Below are 16,483 nucleotides of genomic sequence, written 5' to 3' on the forward strand. Positions count from 1 at the left end.
CTCGTTCAACTGTTCGGGCTGCGGACGAGGTCGATGTGCGGCCACCCTGGCTCCCACACGTGCTCGAACACTGCGGCCTGTCGGTGTGCCGCACATCGCTCTCCACTCAGACTCTACGACGAAGTGCAGACACAAGCGGCCTTCGGCCGCGATGTTCTGGCGACAAGACCGAGGGCATCGCGACTCGAGTCGCCTTATGCCGCCACCGGCAACGGCATCGAGACCGGCGCGGAGGCCTCGTGGCGCGCCAGGGTCAGGCGCTGCTCGGTCCAGTGCAGCAGCTCGAACGTGCCGTCGTGGTGCTCGACCAGGCCGGTGCAATGCTCGACCCAGTCGCCGTCATTGAGGTAGACGACACCGTCGTGGTCGTGCAGGCGCGCGTAGTGGATGTGGCCACAGATGTGGCCGTCGAAGCCGCCGGCGCGCGCATCATCGGCGACGCGCTGTTCGAATTCGCGGATGAAACGGAATGCGGCACCGACGCGCGTCTTCAGCAAGATCGACAGCGGGCGGTAGTGCCAGCCAAGCAGGCGCAGCAGTGCGTTGCAGCGCCGGTTGACGGCGCAGACGAAGCCTTGCAGCGAGTCGCCGAGGCGCAGCAGCCAGCGGGGCGTCGCGCAGTGCGCGTCGAACTCGTCGCCGTGGCTGACCCGGTAGCGGCGCCCGTCGGCGCCCACGTGAACCGCGTTCAGCGCGAACTCGATGCCGGCGATGCGCTGGCCGGCGAGGCAGCGCAACGGTGCGTCGTGGTTGCCGGGAATGTAGGTGACGCGCGTCCCGCGTGCGGCAAGCGCGAGGATTTCGGCGACCACCTCGCCATGGCGCGCGTTCCAGTATGGGCGCTTCGCCATGTTCTCGAGATCGACGATGTCGCCGACCAGGTACAGGCGCTCGCAGCGCAGCGAACGCAGGAAGTCGAGCAGGTAGTCGGCTCGGCAACTGGCGTAGCCGAGATGGACGTCCGAAACGAACACGCTGCGATACGAGAGCCGCGTCATCGCGCATCTCCGTGGTGGTCGCAGCCAGTGTCGGGTGCGCGCGTCTCGCGGGCGTTGCGCGGGGGTTACGCGCGGGTGACAGCGCGCGCGCCGGAACCTTCGGAGCGGTAGCCGCAATAGAGGTTGTAGGTCGAACCGAACCGCACCACGATCGACGGGTTGGCCGTGGCGTCGTTGACCTGCACCAAAGGCCCCAGAACGCATAGCTGACGTCGTAGGTGTTCATGTGGACCCAGCCGCAAGCATGGGCGATGCCGCAGATGTCGTGTGCGAGCGCGGCGGCAGTATGTGAACGTTGTGCGGCACCGGTGCGCCAACGACGCGACCACAACATGGCTGTCATGCACCGCGGGTAGCGTGCGCACACGAACACCACGAAGCCGCGCGATGTCGACCACTCCCAACCTGCGTGACAAGCTCGACCAGAAGATCTTCGACGCGATCTATTCGCGCAGCCTGGTATACAACACCTGCTGGGAGGACCCGGCGGTCGATCGGCGCGCGCTTGCGCTCGGCGCGGACGACCGCGTGCTGGTCATCACCAGCGCCGGCTGCAACGCGCTCGACTACGCGCTGCAGGCGCCGCGCCGGATCTTCGCGGTCGATGCGAACCCGCGCCAGAACGCCCTGCTCGAACTCAAGATCGCCGGCATCCGCGCACTCGGCTTTGACGACTTCTTCGCGATCTTCGGCGAGGGTTGGCACGCGCGCTTCGCCGAGCTGTATCGCACGCGCTTGCGCGAGCAGTTGTCGCCGTTCGCGCGCGACTGGTGGGATCGGCGCACGAACTGGTTCACCAGCCGCCGCGGCAGCTTCTACTTCCACGGTTTGTCCGGCTCGGTCGCGCGTGGCGTGCGTGCGTACTTCGCGACGCGTCCGCGCCTGCGCCGCGCGATGGATGATCTGCTCCTTGCGCGCGACGTCGACGAGCAGCGCACGATCTACGATCGCCGCGTGGCGCCGGCCCTGTGGACCAAGCCGGTCAACTGGATCATCTCGCGGCAGTTCGTCATGAGCCTGCTCGGCGTGCCCTGTCCGCAGCGACGCCTGGTCGAGGCGCAGCACGAGAACGGCGTGTCCGGATTCATCCGCAGTGCCGTGCAATACGTGTTCCGCCAGTTGCCGCTGGCCGACAACTACTTCTGGCACGTCTACATGACCGGCCGCTACCGCCGAGACTGCTGCCCCGAATACCTGAAGCAGGAAAACTTCGAGCGGCTCAAGGCGGGCCTCGTCGACTGCATCGAACCGCATACGACGACGGTCACCGAGTTCCTGCGCGCGCACGACGGACCGATCACGCGCTTCGTCCTGCTGGACCACATGGACTGGATGAGTTCCTACCATCCCGCCGCACTGGTCGAGGAATGGGAGGCGATCCGCGCACGCGCGGCGCCCGGCGCGCGCATCCTGATGCGCAGCGCGCATGCGCGCCCGACCTGGCTCGACGAGATCCGCATCGGCTCCGATGGCGTGCGATTGCGCGACGCATTCCGCTTCATGGACGCAGAAGCGGACGCCCTGCAGCCGCACGACCGCGTGCACACCTACGCCGGCTTCGTGATCGCCGATGTCCCGGCTTGAGCGGGTGCGCGCCGATGCCGCCGTGCTGGCGCGCCTCGCGCGCGGCATGCCGCGGCGTGCCTCGCACTCGGATGCGCTCGCTGCGTTCTACGGCAAGCAGTCCACGCACTACGACCATTTCCGCGAGCGCCTGCTGCAGGGTCGCGCCGAACTGATCGCCGACATAGCGCTGCCGCACGACGCGCACGTGGTCGAGCTCGGTGGCGGCACCGGTCGCAATCTCGAGTACTTCGCCGAACGCATTGCGCGTATCGCCCGCTACGACGTCGTCGACCTGTGCGCGCCGCTGCTGCTGCGTGCGCGCGAGCGCGCCCGCACCCTGCCGATGCTGCGCCCGATCGAAGCCGACGCGACGCACTGGCAGCCAGGGCATCCGGTCGACGTGGTGATGCTCTCGTACGCGTTGACGATGATCCCCGACTGGCGTGCCGCGATCACCAACGCCGTGGCGATGCTCAAGCCCGGCGGGACGCTCGCCGTGGTCGACTTCCACGTCTCGCCCCCGCGCGCGCAGGACGGCCGCGTGCAGCACTCCGCTTTCACGCGCCGCTTCTGGCCGTGGTGGTTCGCGCACGATGGCGTTCGCCCCAGCGCGGAGCACTTGCCGGAACTGTGTCGCGCGCTGCCGCGCAATGCCGTGGTCGAATCGACGGCGCGCGTGCCTTACCTGCCGGCGATGCGAGTGCCGTTCTATCGATTCCTCGGTCGTCTCGGGCCCGATTGATCCGGTTCAGTGGTGGGCGAAGTCGAGCTGGCGCCCCGGGAGCCTGGTGGCTGGATGCAGGATTCATCCTCCAGCGGCGGCGCCACAGCGCGGCCTTCAGAATTCTTCATTCGATTTTCCGGCACTTCATTCGCGCCGGCGCTGGACTCGGCACTCCTTCCCGTGGAGTCCGCCATGCACCCGTTCCGAATCCTGTTGCTTGCCACCGCCCTGACGGCCGGTTCCGCCGGCGCCGCCGATGCGCCGCCGACGTATCGCGTGCCGGAGCAGGCTTCCGATGGCTGGGCGGTCGCCGACGCCGCGCAGCTGGGCTGGAACACCGCCCTCTTCGGCGAACTCGAGCGGCGCGTCGCGACCAACGAGGCCAAGGGCCTGACCAGCGTCCTCGTCGTCGATCACGAACGCCTCGTCTACGAACGCTACTTCGGCGATGGCGCGCGCGACACCCTCAACGACATGCGCTCGGCGAGCAAAAGCCTGACCGCGTTGCTGGTCGGTGCCGCGATCGAACGCGGCGCCATCCGTGGCGTCGACGCGCGCGTGTATCCGCATTTCGCCGACAAGCGCCCGCTCGCGCATCCCGATCCGCGCAAGGCCGCGATCACGCTCGAGGACCTGCTGACGATGAGCTCGCTGTGGGAATGCGACGACGACAACGCGTTCTCGACCGGCAACGAAGAGCGCATGTACGTCACCGAAGACTGGCTGCGCTACGCGCTGGAGTTGCCGATCAAGGGTTTCGCGCCGTGGATGCACACGCCGGCGCAAAGCCCGTACGGGCGCTCGTTTGCCTACTGCACCGCCGGCGCGTTCGTCGCCGGCGCGGTGGTCGAGCGCGCGACCCGGCAGCCGCTCGACGGATTCGCGCGCAGCGTGCTCGAGCAGCCGCTCGGCATCACGCGCTCGCAGTGGAACCGCTCGCCCGAAGGCACTGTCATCGGCGGCGGCGGCACGCGCTACCGCAGCCGCGACATCGCGAAGATCGGCGCGATGGTCGCCGACCGCGGCCGCTGGCACGGCAGCCAGGTGCTGCCCGCGCGCTGGATCGACGCGGCGCTGACGCCGCATGCGCAGGCACGCGACGATGCCGAATACGGCTACCTGTTCTGGCGTTTCCATTTCGTCGTCGACGGCAAGGATACGCCGGTGTGGGCGATGTCCGGCAACGGCGGCAACTACGTATTCATGCTGCCCGAGCGCGGCCTGGTCGCGGTCATCACGAGTCGCGCCTACAACCAGTCGTATGCGCACCCGCAGTCGCAGGCGGTGTTCCGCGATGTCGTGCTCAAGGCGTTGCCGACGCCGCATTGAGGAGGTCGGCCGGCAGCCACGGCGCCGCGAGCACCTTGTCGCGCTCGGCCACCACCGCGCGACCGATCGCATCGACGACCTCGGCGAATCCGGGGTCGTCGGCAAGCGGCCGGAACAACGGCGACGCGCGCAGCCACGCCGCATCGCGAAAGCCGCCCGCGACCGCATGACGCAGGGCATCGATGGCGCCTGCATGATCCTGCACGCGCAGCTGCGCGACTTCGATCCAGCCATCCGGACTATTGCCGGCGTCGCGCGCGATCTCGTCGGCGCGCCGCGCGAGCGCCGGCCAATCCGGCGTTGCGGCATACAGGTCCGCGAGCGCGCGCGGCAGACTCTGGTGCGGGCGCAGGCGCGCCGCCTGCTCGAACGCGGCGAGTGCGCCGGCGCGGTCGCCGCGTATCAGGGCAAGCTCGCCGGCGAGCAGATGCGCCTGCGGATGCAGAGGGCGTGACTTCGCCGTCGCGAGTGCGGCTTCGGCTTCGGCGTAGCGGCCCTGGGTGAACAGGAATCGCGGATAGGCGACGTTGCCGAACACGTTGTCCGGATAAAGCTCGAAGATCCGCGCGTAGCGTCGCTCGGCCGCGGCGGCGAAACCGAGCAGGTCGAGGTTGCGCGCGATCTGCAGGTCGAGGAAACGCAAGCGCGTGCCGTTGCGCTCGACCACCACGTTCGCGGCGAGCGCATCGGCGAGGCGGCCGCGCTCGACATACAGGTTTGCCGCCGATGCGCGCGCATCGTCACGCCCGGCGGGATCGAGCGCGACCGCGCGCTCGTATTCACCGATGGCCGCGTCGACCTCGCCGCGGCAGTCGTCGGCGTACGCGAGCGCCGCGTGCGCAAGCGCGTTGTCCGGGCTCGTCGCGAGCACGCGCCGGGCGAGCTCGCGTGCGCGTTCGGCCGACTCCGGACTGCCGTTGTACAGGCACATGCGCGCGCTCAATGCATGGCTGAGCCCGAGCGTTGCCGCGACGTCGCGCGGAGCGGCGATGAGCACGTCCTCGTACAGCGCGATCGCACGATCGTTGTTCTCGGCCTGGCCGATGCCGGCGTAGTAGCGCGCGCGTTCGAGGCGCGCATCGACCATGACCGGTACCCGCGCGCGCGCGGCGTACAAGGCGTAGGCGCCGAGCGCGACGACGGTCACGATCGCGATGCCGGCGACTGCGCGCGCGCGCGGTGCCGCGCGACGCACCACCGATACATTGTCGGCGGGCGTCGTTTCCAGGCGCGGAACGCTGCACAACTGGTAGCCGCGCCCGCGCACCGAACGGATGTAGCGTGGATTGCGCCCGTCGTCGCCGAGCGCCTGCCGCAACAGTTTCACGCGTTGCGTCACGGTTTCCTCGTTGACCACCGCCGGTGCCCACACGCCCGCGATCAATGCGTCGAATCCGACCACGCGGTCGCCGGCTTCGAGCAGGAAGCGCAGCAGCTGGAAGCTCAGCCCCGCCACGTCGAGGACTACGCCGTCGCGCTCGACGCGCTGGCGCTCGAGGTCGATGCGCAGGTCATCGAGGCGGTACGTCGGTGCGGCGGTCATGAGACGACGAAAGGGAAATGGAGCTCGATCATAACGTGAGCGTCCGGGGTCGACGGCATCGCTCCCTGCCGTGCGGTCTGCGCAATCGAGAACTTCGCGACAGTCGCCGGCAACCCGATCGCGTCGAATCGGTACCGACCGACGAGGGCTCGCGCGATGGTCCTGCCGACGACTGCGCTTCGTCGCCTGCCGGAGCATCGCGTGCCGACGCAGGCTGACGGTGACACGATGAACAACCGATTGCGCACAGGGCTCGTCGCCACGCTGCTGCTCGCGCGCGTCGTCGGCGCCCACGAGGCGGCGTTCAGTCATCGTGTTCGCCGACCTGTTCGACAGCAACAACGGGCACGGCATCATCGCCTGCCCGGGCGGACAGACGGTCGGCAATCCGCCGGGTGGCGGCCAGGCGACGTGTTCCGGTGGCGGCACGCCGACTGGGTGGCCGCAGATGCAGGTGCTCGTCGACGGCGTCGTGCAGACCGACAGCGTGACCGGCCAGCTGACGGTGCCTGGCACGACCGTGTTCAACGCACAGATGAATCCAGACCCGATCGACTTCTACCGCTTCAGCGTGACCGGCATCGCGCCCGGCGTGCACCAGATGCGGGTCCGCGGCCACTACGCGCCGCCGCCGGATTCCGACGGCAGCACGCTCGACAGCGCATCGATCACGATCACGGTCGATCCGTTGCCGAGCGGCCACGCCGTGCTCGAGCTTGGCGCCGACGTCAGCGGCGCGATCGACTGGCAGGACCGCATCGTCATCGGCCACGGCCATCACGTCGATCCGGCCGGCGCGGCGGTCGTGATCCGCAACAGCCTCGTGACCGGACTCGGCAACGACGCGACGCCCGGCATCGCCGGCGCCGCGGCGAGCGTGGACATCGAGCGGACCGTGTTCGAAGCGACCGCTGCGCTCGACCTCACGATTGCCGGAACGGCGCTCGTGCGTGATTCGGAATTCCGCGCCAACAACCTGTTGCGTTTCGACGCATCCGACCCGGATGCGTCGCCGATCGTCACGCTGCGTGGCAACGGCAGCGCGCAGAAGACTTTCCAGGGCAACCGCATCGGCGCGGGGCGACTGGTGTTTTCCAACACGCGCCACTGGCTCATCGGCGGCGACGGCAATGCGCAGGGCAACATCCTGATCGGACCGCGCGCGACGATGTACCTCGTCGATGGCAGCTCGGACATGGTCGTGCGCGGCAACTACGACCACCACAACTACCGCGGCGGCTGGAGCCAGGGATTCAATCTCGCCTTCACCTGCAACGAGTGCAGCGGCGCCAGCGGCAGCGGCATCCTGATAGAGCACAACCTCATCCGCGGCGGCTCGTGGCCGCTGCAGGACCTCGCCGGCGAATTCCGCTACAACCTCGTCTACGGTTACGGCCACACCTGGCTGCGCAGCGCGAATGACGGTGCGTCGATCCACCACAACGTATTCGCGCCGGAGAAGGGCGGCGGGGACCTCAACCAGGGCGTGTGGTTCTACGGCGGCGAAACCGGCATCGCGCTCTACAACAACACCTTCGATGGCGGCGGGCCGCACGGCGACTTCGCGGGGCCGACGATCGAAGTCGACAACGCCTCGCGCGTGACGGGCCTGCGCAACAACCTCGTGACCTACTCGCGCGACTACGACAACGGCAGCCCGGGCCTCGCGCGCATCGTCGGCACGTCGGCGAATTTCGGTTCGGTCGACTACAACGCGTTCCATTCGCCCGACAACAGCACGCACGACAATTACGCGATCACCGGCTGGACCGAAGGGGCGACGCCCGGCTTCGCCGCGCACGACGTGAGCGGCACCGGCGCGATTGGCGTCCGCGACGGCCAGCTCGCCGCGGATCCGTTCAGCGGCGCGCGCGTCGACCCGTACGAATCGCTGGTCGACGAGAGCGCGGTGTGGCAGCGCACGCAGACCCTGTCGAGCATCCTCGCCGCATTCCGCGCACGCTATGCACCGGCCGCGACGAGCCCGATCATCGACGCCGGCGATCCCGCCGACAACGACAGCCACGGCCGCCGCGCCGATATCGGCGCGATCGACGCCGACGGCCACGACGCGGACCTTTTCGGCCGTTTCGGCCTGACCGGCGATGCGATCTTCGCCAACGGTTTCGATGCCGCCTGAGCCGATCGACGACGGCGTTGATCGCGCCACCCTCGCGTTGCATGGCAATTATGGCTGGTGCCTGAGGCCGAGTTGCAGATTGCACGCAACCGCTTGCGCATTCCAACCCGTTCAAAGTCACGGCGCGCAAGACAGTCAACTCGATCCGAGGCTCTGGCGACAGGCGAAGGACACGTCTCAGTCGCCGATCAGATCGAGGCGGGCGAGGTCATCCTTCGACAACGCGAGCGTGGTCGCACCCGCGAGTTCTGCGATCTGCCCCGGCGTCGTCGCGCTGGCGATCGGCGCGCTGATACCCGGGCGTGCGATGAGCCAGGCGAGCGCAACCTGTGCGGGCGTGGCGCCGTGGCGCTTCGCGACGTCGTCGAGCGCCGCGAGCACGCGCAGGCCGTGACCGTTGAGGTATTTGCCGACCGCACCTGCACGCGCAGCGCTCTTGCCGAGATCGGCTTCGCTGCGGTACTTGCCGGTGAGGAAGCCGCTCGCGAGCGCGTAGTAGCAGACCACGCCGACCTGCTCGCGCAGGACCAGGGATTCGAATCCGCTTTCGTAATCCTTGCGGGAAACCAGGTTGTATTCGGGCTGCAGCACTTCGTAGCGCGGCAGCCCCTGCCCGGCGCTGATCGCGAGCGCTTCGGCGAAGCGCGCTGCGCTGTAGTTGGAGGCGCCGATCGCGCGCACCTTGCCGGCGTCGATCAGGCGCGCGAACGCACCAAGGGTGTCGGCGAGCGGTACCGCGGGATCGTCCTCGTGCGCGAAGTAGAGGTCGATCGTGTCGACGCCCAGTCGTTGCAACGATTCGTCGGCGGCAGCGGCGATGTTCGCCGGCGACAGGCCGCGTCGCGGCGACCACTTCGCGACCTTGGTCGCGATCGTGACGTGCTCGCGCTTGCCGCTGCGCGCGAGCCATTCGCCGATGATCGCTTCGGACTCGCCGCCCCGGTTTCCGGGTACCCACGCCGGGTAGACGTCAGCGGTATCAATGAGGTCGAGGCCGGCGTCGACGAAGGCGTCGAGCACGGCGAACGACGCGGTCTTGTCGGCGCTCCAGCCGAACACGTTGCCGCCGAGCGCGAGCGGCGCGACCGAAAGGCCGGATCGGCCGAGGGGACGTTGGTTCATCGGATGCTCCGTCGAAACGCGCATCCTGCATGCCCGGGTGCCGGGCGGCAATCCTGTAGCGCGGACCGCTCAGGCCATGACCGCGTGCGCAAGCAGCAGCATGCCCGCGCCAAGGAGGCCCACGCCAACCGCGCGGGCGACGCGTTGTCCGTCGGATGCGAGACGCTCGGCGCTGATGGCGAGCGTGACGAGCGCCATCGCCGGGAGGTCCATGATGCCGGCGACGAGCAGCGCCGCGGTCAATCCGGCGCAGCACTGGCAGCAGCGCAGCCCGAGTCGTACGCCATGCCACCATGCCGAGGCGGGTTCGTCCGGCATGCACGCACAGACTGATTCCGGCCTGCAGCACGCAAGATGCCGCGCCTTCCATTGGCTGAACTGCAAGGCGCCGACGAGCAACACGACGGCAACCGCTGCGAGCGGTGCCGCACGCGCGAGCGCCGGGGACCGCATCGCGATCGACGCGAGCAGCACACCCAGTGCGAACACGGGCAGTCCGCACAGGCTCCACACGAACAGGTATCCGGCGCCCGCCAGAAGCGTGGACCGGCCCGTATGCGAGGCGCCGGCGTGAATGGCGGCAACGCGCTGGCGCCAGAGCATCGGCGCCAGCGACGGCAGCATCATCGCGGTCATCATGACGGTCCACATGCCAAGGAACATGGCGACGAACCCGAACGTGCCCTGGCCCGGCATGCGCATCCATGCCATCGACATGGTCCAGCCGCCCGGCATCGGCATGCCGCGCGATGGCATCGACAGGCTGCCAAGCACGGTGGCCGTGGCGCTGAGCGCGAACAGGAACGTGCAGGCGGCGATGAAGCGGCGTTTGGCAGTACGCTCGTTCGACACTGGCGCGATCTCCGCCCGCGATGCCGCTCAGCGCCGACCGTACTCGTCGTGGCGGCGCCACCACACGCCGGTCTCGTTGCGGCCCAGTGGGGCGCGGTCGAGCCACTGGTACATGCCCCAGAGGCCGTCGAGGCCGCGCGCGTAGGTCGAATAGGTGTGGTGGACGAAGCCGTCGTGGAGCACGAACGCGCTCAGGCCCGGGCGATCGCGCGTGTAGGTCGCGACATCGGTGCCGGTGCTCGCCGCGATCTGCGCGACCGGTCCTTCCTGCCCGCGCAGTTGCCACTGCTGCACCGTCTTGCCCGCCAGCGGCGGCTGCATCGGTGCTTCGCCGCGGTAGTTGTACTCGATGCCGCCGTCGCGCTGCTGCTGCTCGGTGAACGCGACCGCGAAATCGTTGTTGAAGTCGCTGCCGAACGAGGACGCCCACGGGAACGACCAGCCCATGCGCCGCCTGAACGCATCGAGCTTCGCGAACGGCGCGCGCGAGATCGCGGTCAGCGCGACATCGTGATTCTCGAGGTGCACGGCGAAGCCATCGAAGCCGTCGGCGATCGACGAGCATGACGGGCAGCCCGCGCTGTAGTCGGGTCCGAACATGAAGTGGTAGACGAGCAGTTGCGAGCGCCCGCGGAACAGCTCCGCGAGCGTGGCACTGCCGGCGTCGGTTTCGAAACGGTAGTCCTTGTCGATGCGTACCCACGGCAGGGCCTGCCGCCGTCGCGCGAGTTCGTCGCTGCGGCGCACGAGGTCCTTCTCGGCGTCGAGCAGCGCGAGGCGCGCCTGCAGCCCTTGTTCGCGTGTCGCGATCGTGTGCGTTCCCATGATTGATACTCCGGTCGGGCTCACCTGTGCCTGCCGCCTTGGGTGCGACACGCCGCTCGGTGCGGGTGAGCTAGATTAGGAGCGCTGCATCGAACCCGGGGAGTGACAAGTGTGTCGCGATTGAGGAACCGCGCCCGATGGACTCGCTGATCACCGCCGCGGGCCGCGCGCTCGCGATGGGCGATCCGCTCGGAGCACTCAAGCGCGTCGCGCTGCGCGACGACGCGGCGGCGCTCGCGTTGCGCGGCATCGCGATGGCCCAGCTCGGCGACCTCGCGCGCGCGAAGGCGCTGTTGCGCGCTGCCGCGCGTGCATTCGTGCCGAGGGAGTCGCTCGCGCGTGCGCGTTGCGTCGTCGCCGAGGCTGAAATCGCGCTCGTCTCGCGCGAACTGAACTGGACGACCAGGGCGCTCGAGGCCGCGCGTGCGACGTTGGAAGCGCACGCCGACCCCGCGAACGCCGCGCACGCGCGTTACCTGCAGGTGCGGCGTCTGCTGCTCGTCGGACAGCTCGACGAGGCCGAGCGCGCGCTCGCCGGGTTTGATCCCGCGCCATTGCCGGCCGCTTCGCGCGCGGGGCTCGAACTCGTCTCCGCGGGGATCGCGCTGCGTCGCCTGCACACGCAGGCGGCGCACGCCGCGCTCGAGCGTGCCGCGCGCGCTGCGCGCGCAGCCGGGATTCCCGCGTTGCTCGCGGAAGTGGATGGCGCCCGCGCAGTGCTCGATGTGCCGGCGGCACGCCGCATCACGCGCGGCACCGAGCGGCTGCTGCGGCTCGATGAAGTCGAGGATCTGCTGGCGTCGAATACGCTCGTCGTCGATGCGTGCCGCAATGCGGTGCGAGTTTCGCGCACGCTGATCCCGCTCGCGCGGCGACCGGTGCTTTTCGCGCTCGCGCGTTCCCTGGCCGAGTCGTGGCCGGGCGACGTCGCGCGCGATGTGCTCGTCGCGCGCGCATTCCGCGCCAAATCCGCGGACGAGTCGCACCGCGCGCGCCTGCGCGTCGAGCTGGGCCGGCTGCGCGCGATGATCCGCGGGCTCGCGGGCGTGAGCGCGACGCCACGCGGCTTCGTGCTGGTGCCGCGCGGTGGCAGCGAAGTCGTCGTGCTCGCCCAGCCGTTCGACGAAGCGCATGCGGCGGTGCTCGCGTTGCTTGCCGATGGCGAGTCGTGGTCGAGTTCGGCGCTCGCGCTTGCACTCGGCGAGAGCCAGCGCAACGTGCAGCGTGCGCTCGGCGTGCTCGCGGCAAGCGGAAAGGCGCAGGCGTTCGGCCAAGGTCGGGCGCGTCGCTGGATGACGCCGCCCGCGGTCGGATTCACGACCACCTTGTTACTCCCCATGCCGTTCGCGAGCGGCTAGTGTGGCGTGATCCCAAACGAGGAAGCGAACATGAAGACATCCGCGGCGCAGATCATCCGCGAATACGGCCCCTTCCCCGAGGTCGAGCGCGTCGGTGGCGTGACCTGGGATGGCCACGACGTCTGGCTCGCCGCTGGCGATGCGCTGCGCGCGATCGATCCGGACAGCGGCGCGTTGCGGCGCTCGATCGATGTCGCCGCGCATGCGGGCACCGCGTTCGATGGACGCCACCTGTTCCAGATCGCCGAGGACCGCATCCACAAGATCGATCCGCACAGCGGCGCCGTCCTAGCGTCGATCCCGGCGCCTGCCGGCGGCGGCGATTCGGGGCTCGCATGGGCCGAGGGAACGCTGTGGGTCGGACACTACCGCGAGCGCAAGATCCACCAGATCGACCCTGAAACCGGTGCAATCCTGCGCACGATCGAATCGAACCGCTTCGTCACCGGTGTAACCTGGGTCCACGGCGAGTTCTGGCACGCCACCTGGGAAGGCGACGAAAGCGAGTTGCGGCGCATCGAGCCGGGCTCGGGCGAAGTACTGGAGCGCATCGAGATGCCCGCCGGTGTGGGCGTATCGGGGCTCGAATCCGACGGCGCGGACCGATTCTTCTGCGGCGGCGGCGAGAGCGGAAAGGTCAGGGTCGTGCGCCGGCCGCGGCGCGACTGAAGCCTGCGCTCAGGACAGGACGTTCGGGCGCTTGGCGCCGGCGAAGCGATGGGACCAGTAGGCCTCGTCGAGGCGGCTGATGCTGACGGTCTTGCCGGTGGAGGGCGAATGGATGAAGCGGCCTTCGCCGAGATAGATGCCGACGTGCGAGATGCGCTGGCCGCGGATCTTGAAGAACACGAGGTCGCCGACCTTCATGTCCGCGCGTGCGACATTGTTGCCGTAGCGGTACTGGCTGGCCGAGTCGGACGGCAGGTCGGCGCCGACGCTCTTGCTGAAGACGTAATGGACGAAGCCGCTGCAATCGAAGCCGGACTTCGGGTCGCGCCCGCCGCGACGGTAGCGGATGTTCTGCAGGGTCATCGAGAAATCGGCGAGCAGCTTGCGCAGGTGCGAGCCGCCGGTCATCGGATTGACCGCACCGGAAGCGGCGTCGAGCAGGGTCGGGCGCGAATTCGAGAGTTCCAGCGTGCCGGAGGCGGGCAGTGCGGTCGAGGCGATCGCCGAATCCGCCTCCATGTGCCAGGCGCGAAGGTCGATGCCGGGCGCACCGACGGCCATGGCCTGGGTGCCCTGGATCGCTGAAAAAGCGAACAAAATCAGGGCTGTCATTCGCTGGAATGGCATTCGGCGGCGCTCCGGAATCGCAGACAAGAGGGGCGCGCTGTCGTTCAAGCCCACCCCCGTGGAAGGGCCACGGTAGCAAAGGACTTTCGGGGAGTTGTTTGGCTGGCGTTAAGAAAACCGGGGATTGGCCTGGATTCTGTGACCCAGTTCCGCTTTCGACTGCGACCGGGCCGACGGACAGCGCGCGCAAAAACCGCGATGCGCGCGCCCAGCCTAGAGCGGAGCTTGCTCCGCTGCCGCTGCTTTTCCGCTCAGCAGCGCGTGGTGTGCGGCCGGCAGGATTTCGTCGGTCCAGAGTGCGTATTGCGCGGCGGATGGATGCAGGCCGTCGCCGACCAGCATTGCCGCGGCATCACCCGCCTCGCGCGAAGCCGCGGTCACGTCGACGAAGGCGGCGCCGGCTGCCGCGGTGATGTCCTGCGCGGCACGGTTGAAGGCGTCGATCGCGAGCGCGATCGCTTGCGCGTCGCGACTCGCGGCGAAGCGCGTCACGCCCCAGTCGGGGATCGACACCACGACGACCCCGCGTGCGCCGGTTCGCGACAGGCCGCAGGCGCGCCCGAGCAGCGCGGCGAACTCGTCGCGGTAGTTGGCGAGCGGGCGGTCGCGGTACTGGTTGTTGACGCCGATCAGCAAGGTCACGAGGTCGTACGGCGGCGCCAACGTCATTGCGTCCATCGCTGCAGAAAGTTCGTCGGTGGTCCAGCCGGTGCGCGCGACGACCAATGGCTCGGCAACGGCGACGCCGAGCGCGCCGAGCCGTCGCGCGAGCTGCGCCGGCCAGCGCTCGTCCGCTTCGACGCCTTCGCCGATCGTGTAGGAGTCGCCGAGGGCGAGGAAGGTGGCTGGGTTCATGGCAATGCACGTCCGGCAGGAGCGGCTTCAGCCGCGATGCTTTCAGCCTTGGCCCGGGGCCGCCCCTACGCGACGCGGCGCTTCGCGCCGGCGCGCTCGGCGGTGCGCTCGAGCTGCCGTTCGATGCGCGCGAGTGCGTCGGCGAGCACCGCGGGCTCGGGCAGCAGGGTCAGGCGGAAGTGGTTGCGTGCGGCGATGTTGAAGCTTGATCCCGGCACCAGGATGATCTGTTCGTGTTCGAGCAGGTCGAGAGCGAATTCGGCATCGTCGAAGCCCGGGAGGCGGCCGCTGTCGACGCCCGGGAATGCGTACAGCGCACCCTGCGGCGCGACCATGTGCAGGAATTCGCTGCGCGCGACCGCCTCGACGATCGCCGCACGCGCGGCGTGCAGGCGGCCACCCGGACGCGTCAACGCGCCGATCTCGTTCGGTCCTTCCAGCGCCGGCTTGATCGCCCACTGCGCGGTGACGTTGCTGCACAGGCGCAGGCTCGCAAGCAGGTCGAGTGCGCGCACGAGGTCGTGCACACGCTTGTCGCTGCCGGTCAGCGACAGCCAGCCAACGCGGTAGCCGCAGGCGAGGTGCACCTTGGACAGGCCGCCGTAGCTGATGCACGGCGTGTCGCCGGCAAGCGGCGCCAGCGGCGTCAAGGTGGCACCGTCGTACAGCACGCTGTCGTAGATCTCGTCGCAGAGCAGCACCAGGCCGTGCCGGCGCGCTACCTCGACCAGTGCGAGCAGCAGCGCGCGCGGATAGACCGCGCCGGTCGGGTTGTTCGGATTGATGATGACCAGCGCGCGCGTGCGCGGCGTGATCATCGCCTCGATCTCGTCCGGGTCGGGCAGGTGCGCGCGTTCGGGCGGACACGGGTAGTGCAGCGGCACGCCGCCGTTGAGGCGCGTCGCCGCGGTCCACAGCGGATAGTCGGGCGCCGGCACCAGCACCTCGTCGCCCGCATCGAGCAGCGCGCGCAGGCTGAGGTCGATCAGTTCGCTGACGCCGTTGCCGATGAATACCTGCTCGGCCCTGGCCTCGGCGCCGTTGCGGCGATGCTGCGCGGCGACCGCTTCGCGCGCTTCGAGCAGGCCTTGCTGGTGGCAGTACGCCTCGCTCTTCGGCAGGGCCGCCGAGATCGCGTCGCGCAGGTGCTGCGGCACGCGGAAACCGAACAGGCCCGGATTGCCGATGTTGAGGCGCAGGATGGTTCGGCCCTCGGCCTCCAGTTCGTGCGCGCGCCGGCTGAGCGGACCGCGGATGTCGTAACGCACTTCGTCAAGCCGGCGGCTGACTGCGACCGTCGTGTTCTGCATCGACCCTTCCACCCGTTGCGTAGCGGCACGATCCTAGCAGCGCCCTTGCTGCATCGCACGCGATCCGCGCACGGAATGCGAAATGCCCGAACGGAGCCACTATTCGTCCGCAACCCGCCCGAAAATGCCCGTGCCGCGAGTGCGGTGGATGCGGCGCGTTGAAAAGCGGCGTGCCACCCCTATTTCGTGCTTCACTGAAGCGCCGCGACGAACGCGGCGCTTCGCTTTTCGGGCGTCACGACATGAAGAACCTCGACAGCATCCAGCCCCAGAATCCGCAGCAGGGCTTCCAGTTTCCGGGCCTGTTCGAAATCACCGCGATGGGCAGCGCCACGGCCGGCCTGGAACAGAAGGTCCCGCGCCTCATCGAAGGCATCGGCCTCGCCGTGCTCGCCGGATCGGTGCGCGTGCGCCCGTCGCGCGAAGGCAACTACGTATCGGTCGCGCTCAGCTTCACCTGTCCGTCGCGCGAGAAGTACGACGCCGCGCATGCGGCCTTGCGCGCGGATCCGGACATCCGCTGGACCTTGTAGGCGCGGCTGTCACCGCGCTCTTTGCGGGAGCG

The 16,483-nt window shown here is 69.0% G+C and carries 15 protein-coding genes; 7 read left to right on the forward strand and 8 right to left on the reverse strand.

Going from position 1 to position 16,483, the window contains the following annotated elements; translation table 11 throughout:
• Nucleotides 1-194: 194 nt before the first annotated feature.
• Complete coding sequence (locus ACILRJ_RS14235) at nt 195-998, reverse strand: UDP-2,3-diacylglucosamine diphosphatase (RefSeq protein WP_395683865.1); 804 nt, start codon at nt 996-998, stop codon at nt 195-197.
• Between the two features lie 387 nt (nt 999-1,385).
• Between ACILRJ_RS14235 and ACILRJ_RS14240 the strand changes: the two genes are divergently transcribed.
• The 3 genes from ACILRJ_RS14240 (at nt 1,386) to ACILRJ_RS14250 (ending at nt 4,617) form a co-directional block, all read left to right on the forward strand.
• The gene (locus ACILRJ_RS14240; RefSeq protein ID WP_395683866.1) at nt 1,386-2,582 is read left to right on the forward strand and encodes a DUF3419 family protein; all 1,197 of its coding nucleotides are present in this window, start codon (nt 1,386-1,388) and stop codon (nt 2,580-2,582) included.
• Entirely contained in the window at nt 2,569-3,306 is a 738-nt protein-coding gene (locus tag ACILRJ_RS14245; protein ID WP_395683867.1) for a class I SAM-dependent methyltransferase, read from the forward strand. Before ACILRJ_RS14240 ends, ACILRJ_RS14245 begins: the two co-directional genes overlap by 14 nt.
• Nucleotides 3,307-3,480: 174 nt before the next feature.
• Complete coding sequence (locus ACILRJ_RS14250; protein WP_395683868.1) at nt 3,481-4,617, forward strand: serine hydrolase domain-containing protein; 1,137 nt, start codon at nt 3,481-3,483, stop codon at nt 4,615-4,617.
• Here ACILRJ_RS14250 and ACILRJ_RS14255 read toward each other — a convergent pair.
• Nucleotides 4,592-6,160 carry a winged helix-turn-helix domain-containing protein gene (locus ACILRJ_RS14255; protein WP_395683869.1) on the reverse strand — a complete coding sequence of 523 codons (1,569 nt, stop codon included), beginning with the start codon at nt 6,158-6,160 and terminating at the stop codon, nt 4,592-4,594. The genes ACILRJ_RS14250 and ACILRJ_RS14255 overlap by 26 nt on opposite strands.
• Nucleotides 6,161-6,473: 313 nt before the next feature.
• On the opposite strand from ACILRJ_RS14255, the gene ACILRJ_RS14260 reads away from it, so the two are divergent.
• A complete protein-coding gene (locus tag ACILRJ_RS14260) occupies nt 6,474-8,300 on the forward strand; it encodes a hypothetical protein (RefSeq protein ID WP_395683870.1) in 1,827 nt (608 codons plus the stop codon).
• A gap of 177 nt (nt 8,301-8,477) precedes the next feature.
• On the opposite strand, the gene ACILRJ_RS14265 is transcribed toward ACILRJ_RS14260, so the two are convergent.
• From ACILRJ_RS14265 to ACILRJ_RS14275, 3 genes are all read right to left on the reverse strand, one after another.
• Nucleotides 8,478-9,422: an aldo/keto reductase gene (locus ACILRJ_RS14265; protein WP_395683871.1), complete on the reverse strand. Its 945-nt coding sequence runs from the start codon at nt 9,420-9,422 to the stop codon at nt 8,478-8,480.
• A 69-nt stretch (nt 9,423-9,491) separates the two neighbouring features.
• A complete protein-coding gene (locus ACILRJ_RS14270; protein ID WP_395683872.1) occupies nt 9,492-10,274 on the reverse strand; it encodes a DUF2182 domain-containing protein in 783 nt (260 codons plus the stop codon).
• A 27-nt stretch (nt 10,275-10,301) separates the two neighbouring features.
• On the reverse strand, nt 10,302-11,099 hold the full coding sequence (locus ACILRJ_RS14275) for a DUF899 domain-containing protein (RefSeq protein ID WP_395683873.1): 798 nt from the start codon (nt 11,097-11,099) through the stop codon (nt 10,302-10,304).
• A 137-nt stretch (nt 11,100-11,236) separates the two neighbouring features.
• Here ACILRJ_RS14275 and ACILRJ_RS14280 point away from each other — a divergent pair, with 137 nt between their 5' ends.
• A complete protein-coding gene (locus ACILRJ_RS14280; RefSeq protein ID WP_395683874.1) occupies nt 11,237-12,457 on the forward strand; it encodes a helix-turn-helix domain-containing protein in 1,221 nt (406 codons plus the stop codon).
• 30 nt (nt 12,458-12,487) lie between these two features.
• A complete protein-coding gene (locus ACILRJ_RS14285) occupies nt 12,488-13,126 on the forward strand; it encodes a glutamine cyclotransferase (protein WP_395683875.1) in 639 nt (212 codons plus the stop codon).
• Nucleotides 13,127-13,135: 9 nt separating this feature from the next.
• On the opposite strand, the gene ACILRJ_RS14290 is transcribed toward ACILRJ_RS14285, so the two are convergent.
• The 3 genes from ACILRJ_RS14290 to ACILRJ_RS14300 form a co-directional block, all read right to left on the reverse strand.
• The gene (locus ACILRJ_RS14290) at nt 13,136-13,738 is read right to left on the reverse strand and encodes a C40 family peptidase (RefSeq protein WP_395683876.1); all 603 of its coding nucleotides are present in this window, start codon (nt 13,736-13,738) and stop codon (nt 13,136-13,138) included.
• A gap of 228 nt (nt 13,739-13,966) precedes the next feature.
• The gene (locus tag ACILRJ_RS14295; protein WP_395683877.1) at nt 13,967-14,608 is read right to left on the reverse strand and encodes an SGNH/GDSL hydrolase family protein; all 642 of its coding nucleotides are present in this window, start codon (nt 14,606-14,608) and stop codon (nt 13,967-13,969) included.
• Nucleotides 14,609-14,673: 65 nt separating this feature from the next.
• Entirely contained in the window at nt 14,674-15,918 is a 1,245-nt protein-coding gene (locus ACILRJ_RS14300; RefSeq protein ID WP_395683878.1) for an aminotransferase class I/II-fold pyridoxal phosphate-dependent enzyme, read from the reverse strand.
• Between the two features lie 242 nt (nt 15,919-16,160).
• Between ACILRJ_RS14300 and ACILRJ_RS14305 the strand changes: the two genes are divergently transcribed.
• Nucleotides 16,161-16,451 (forward strand): DUF493 family protein, encoded by a 291-nt coding sequence (locus ACILRJ_RS14305; protein ID WP_395683879.1) that lies wholly within the window; start codon nt 16,161-16,163, stop codon nt 16,449-16,451.
• Nucleotides 16,452-16,483: the final 32 nt, after the last annotated feature.

This window comes from Dokdonella sp., from assembly GCF_044227025.1.
In the GTDB taxonomy this organism is placed as follows: domain Bacteria; phylum Pseudomonadota; class Gammaproteobacteria; order Xanthomonadales; family Rhodanobacteraceae; genus Dokdonella_A.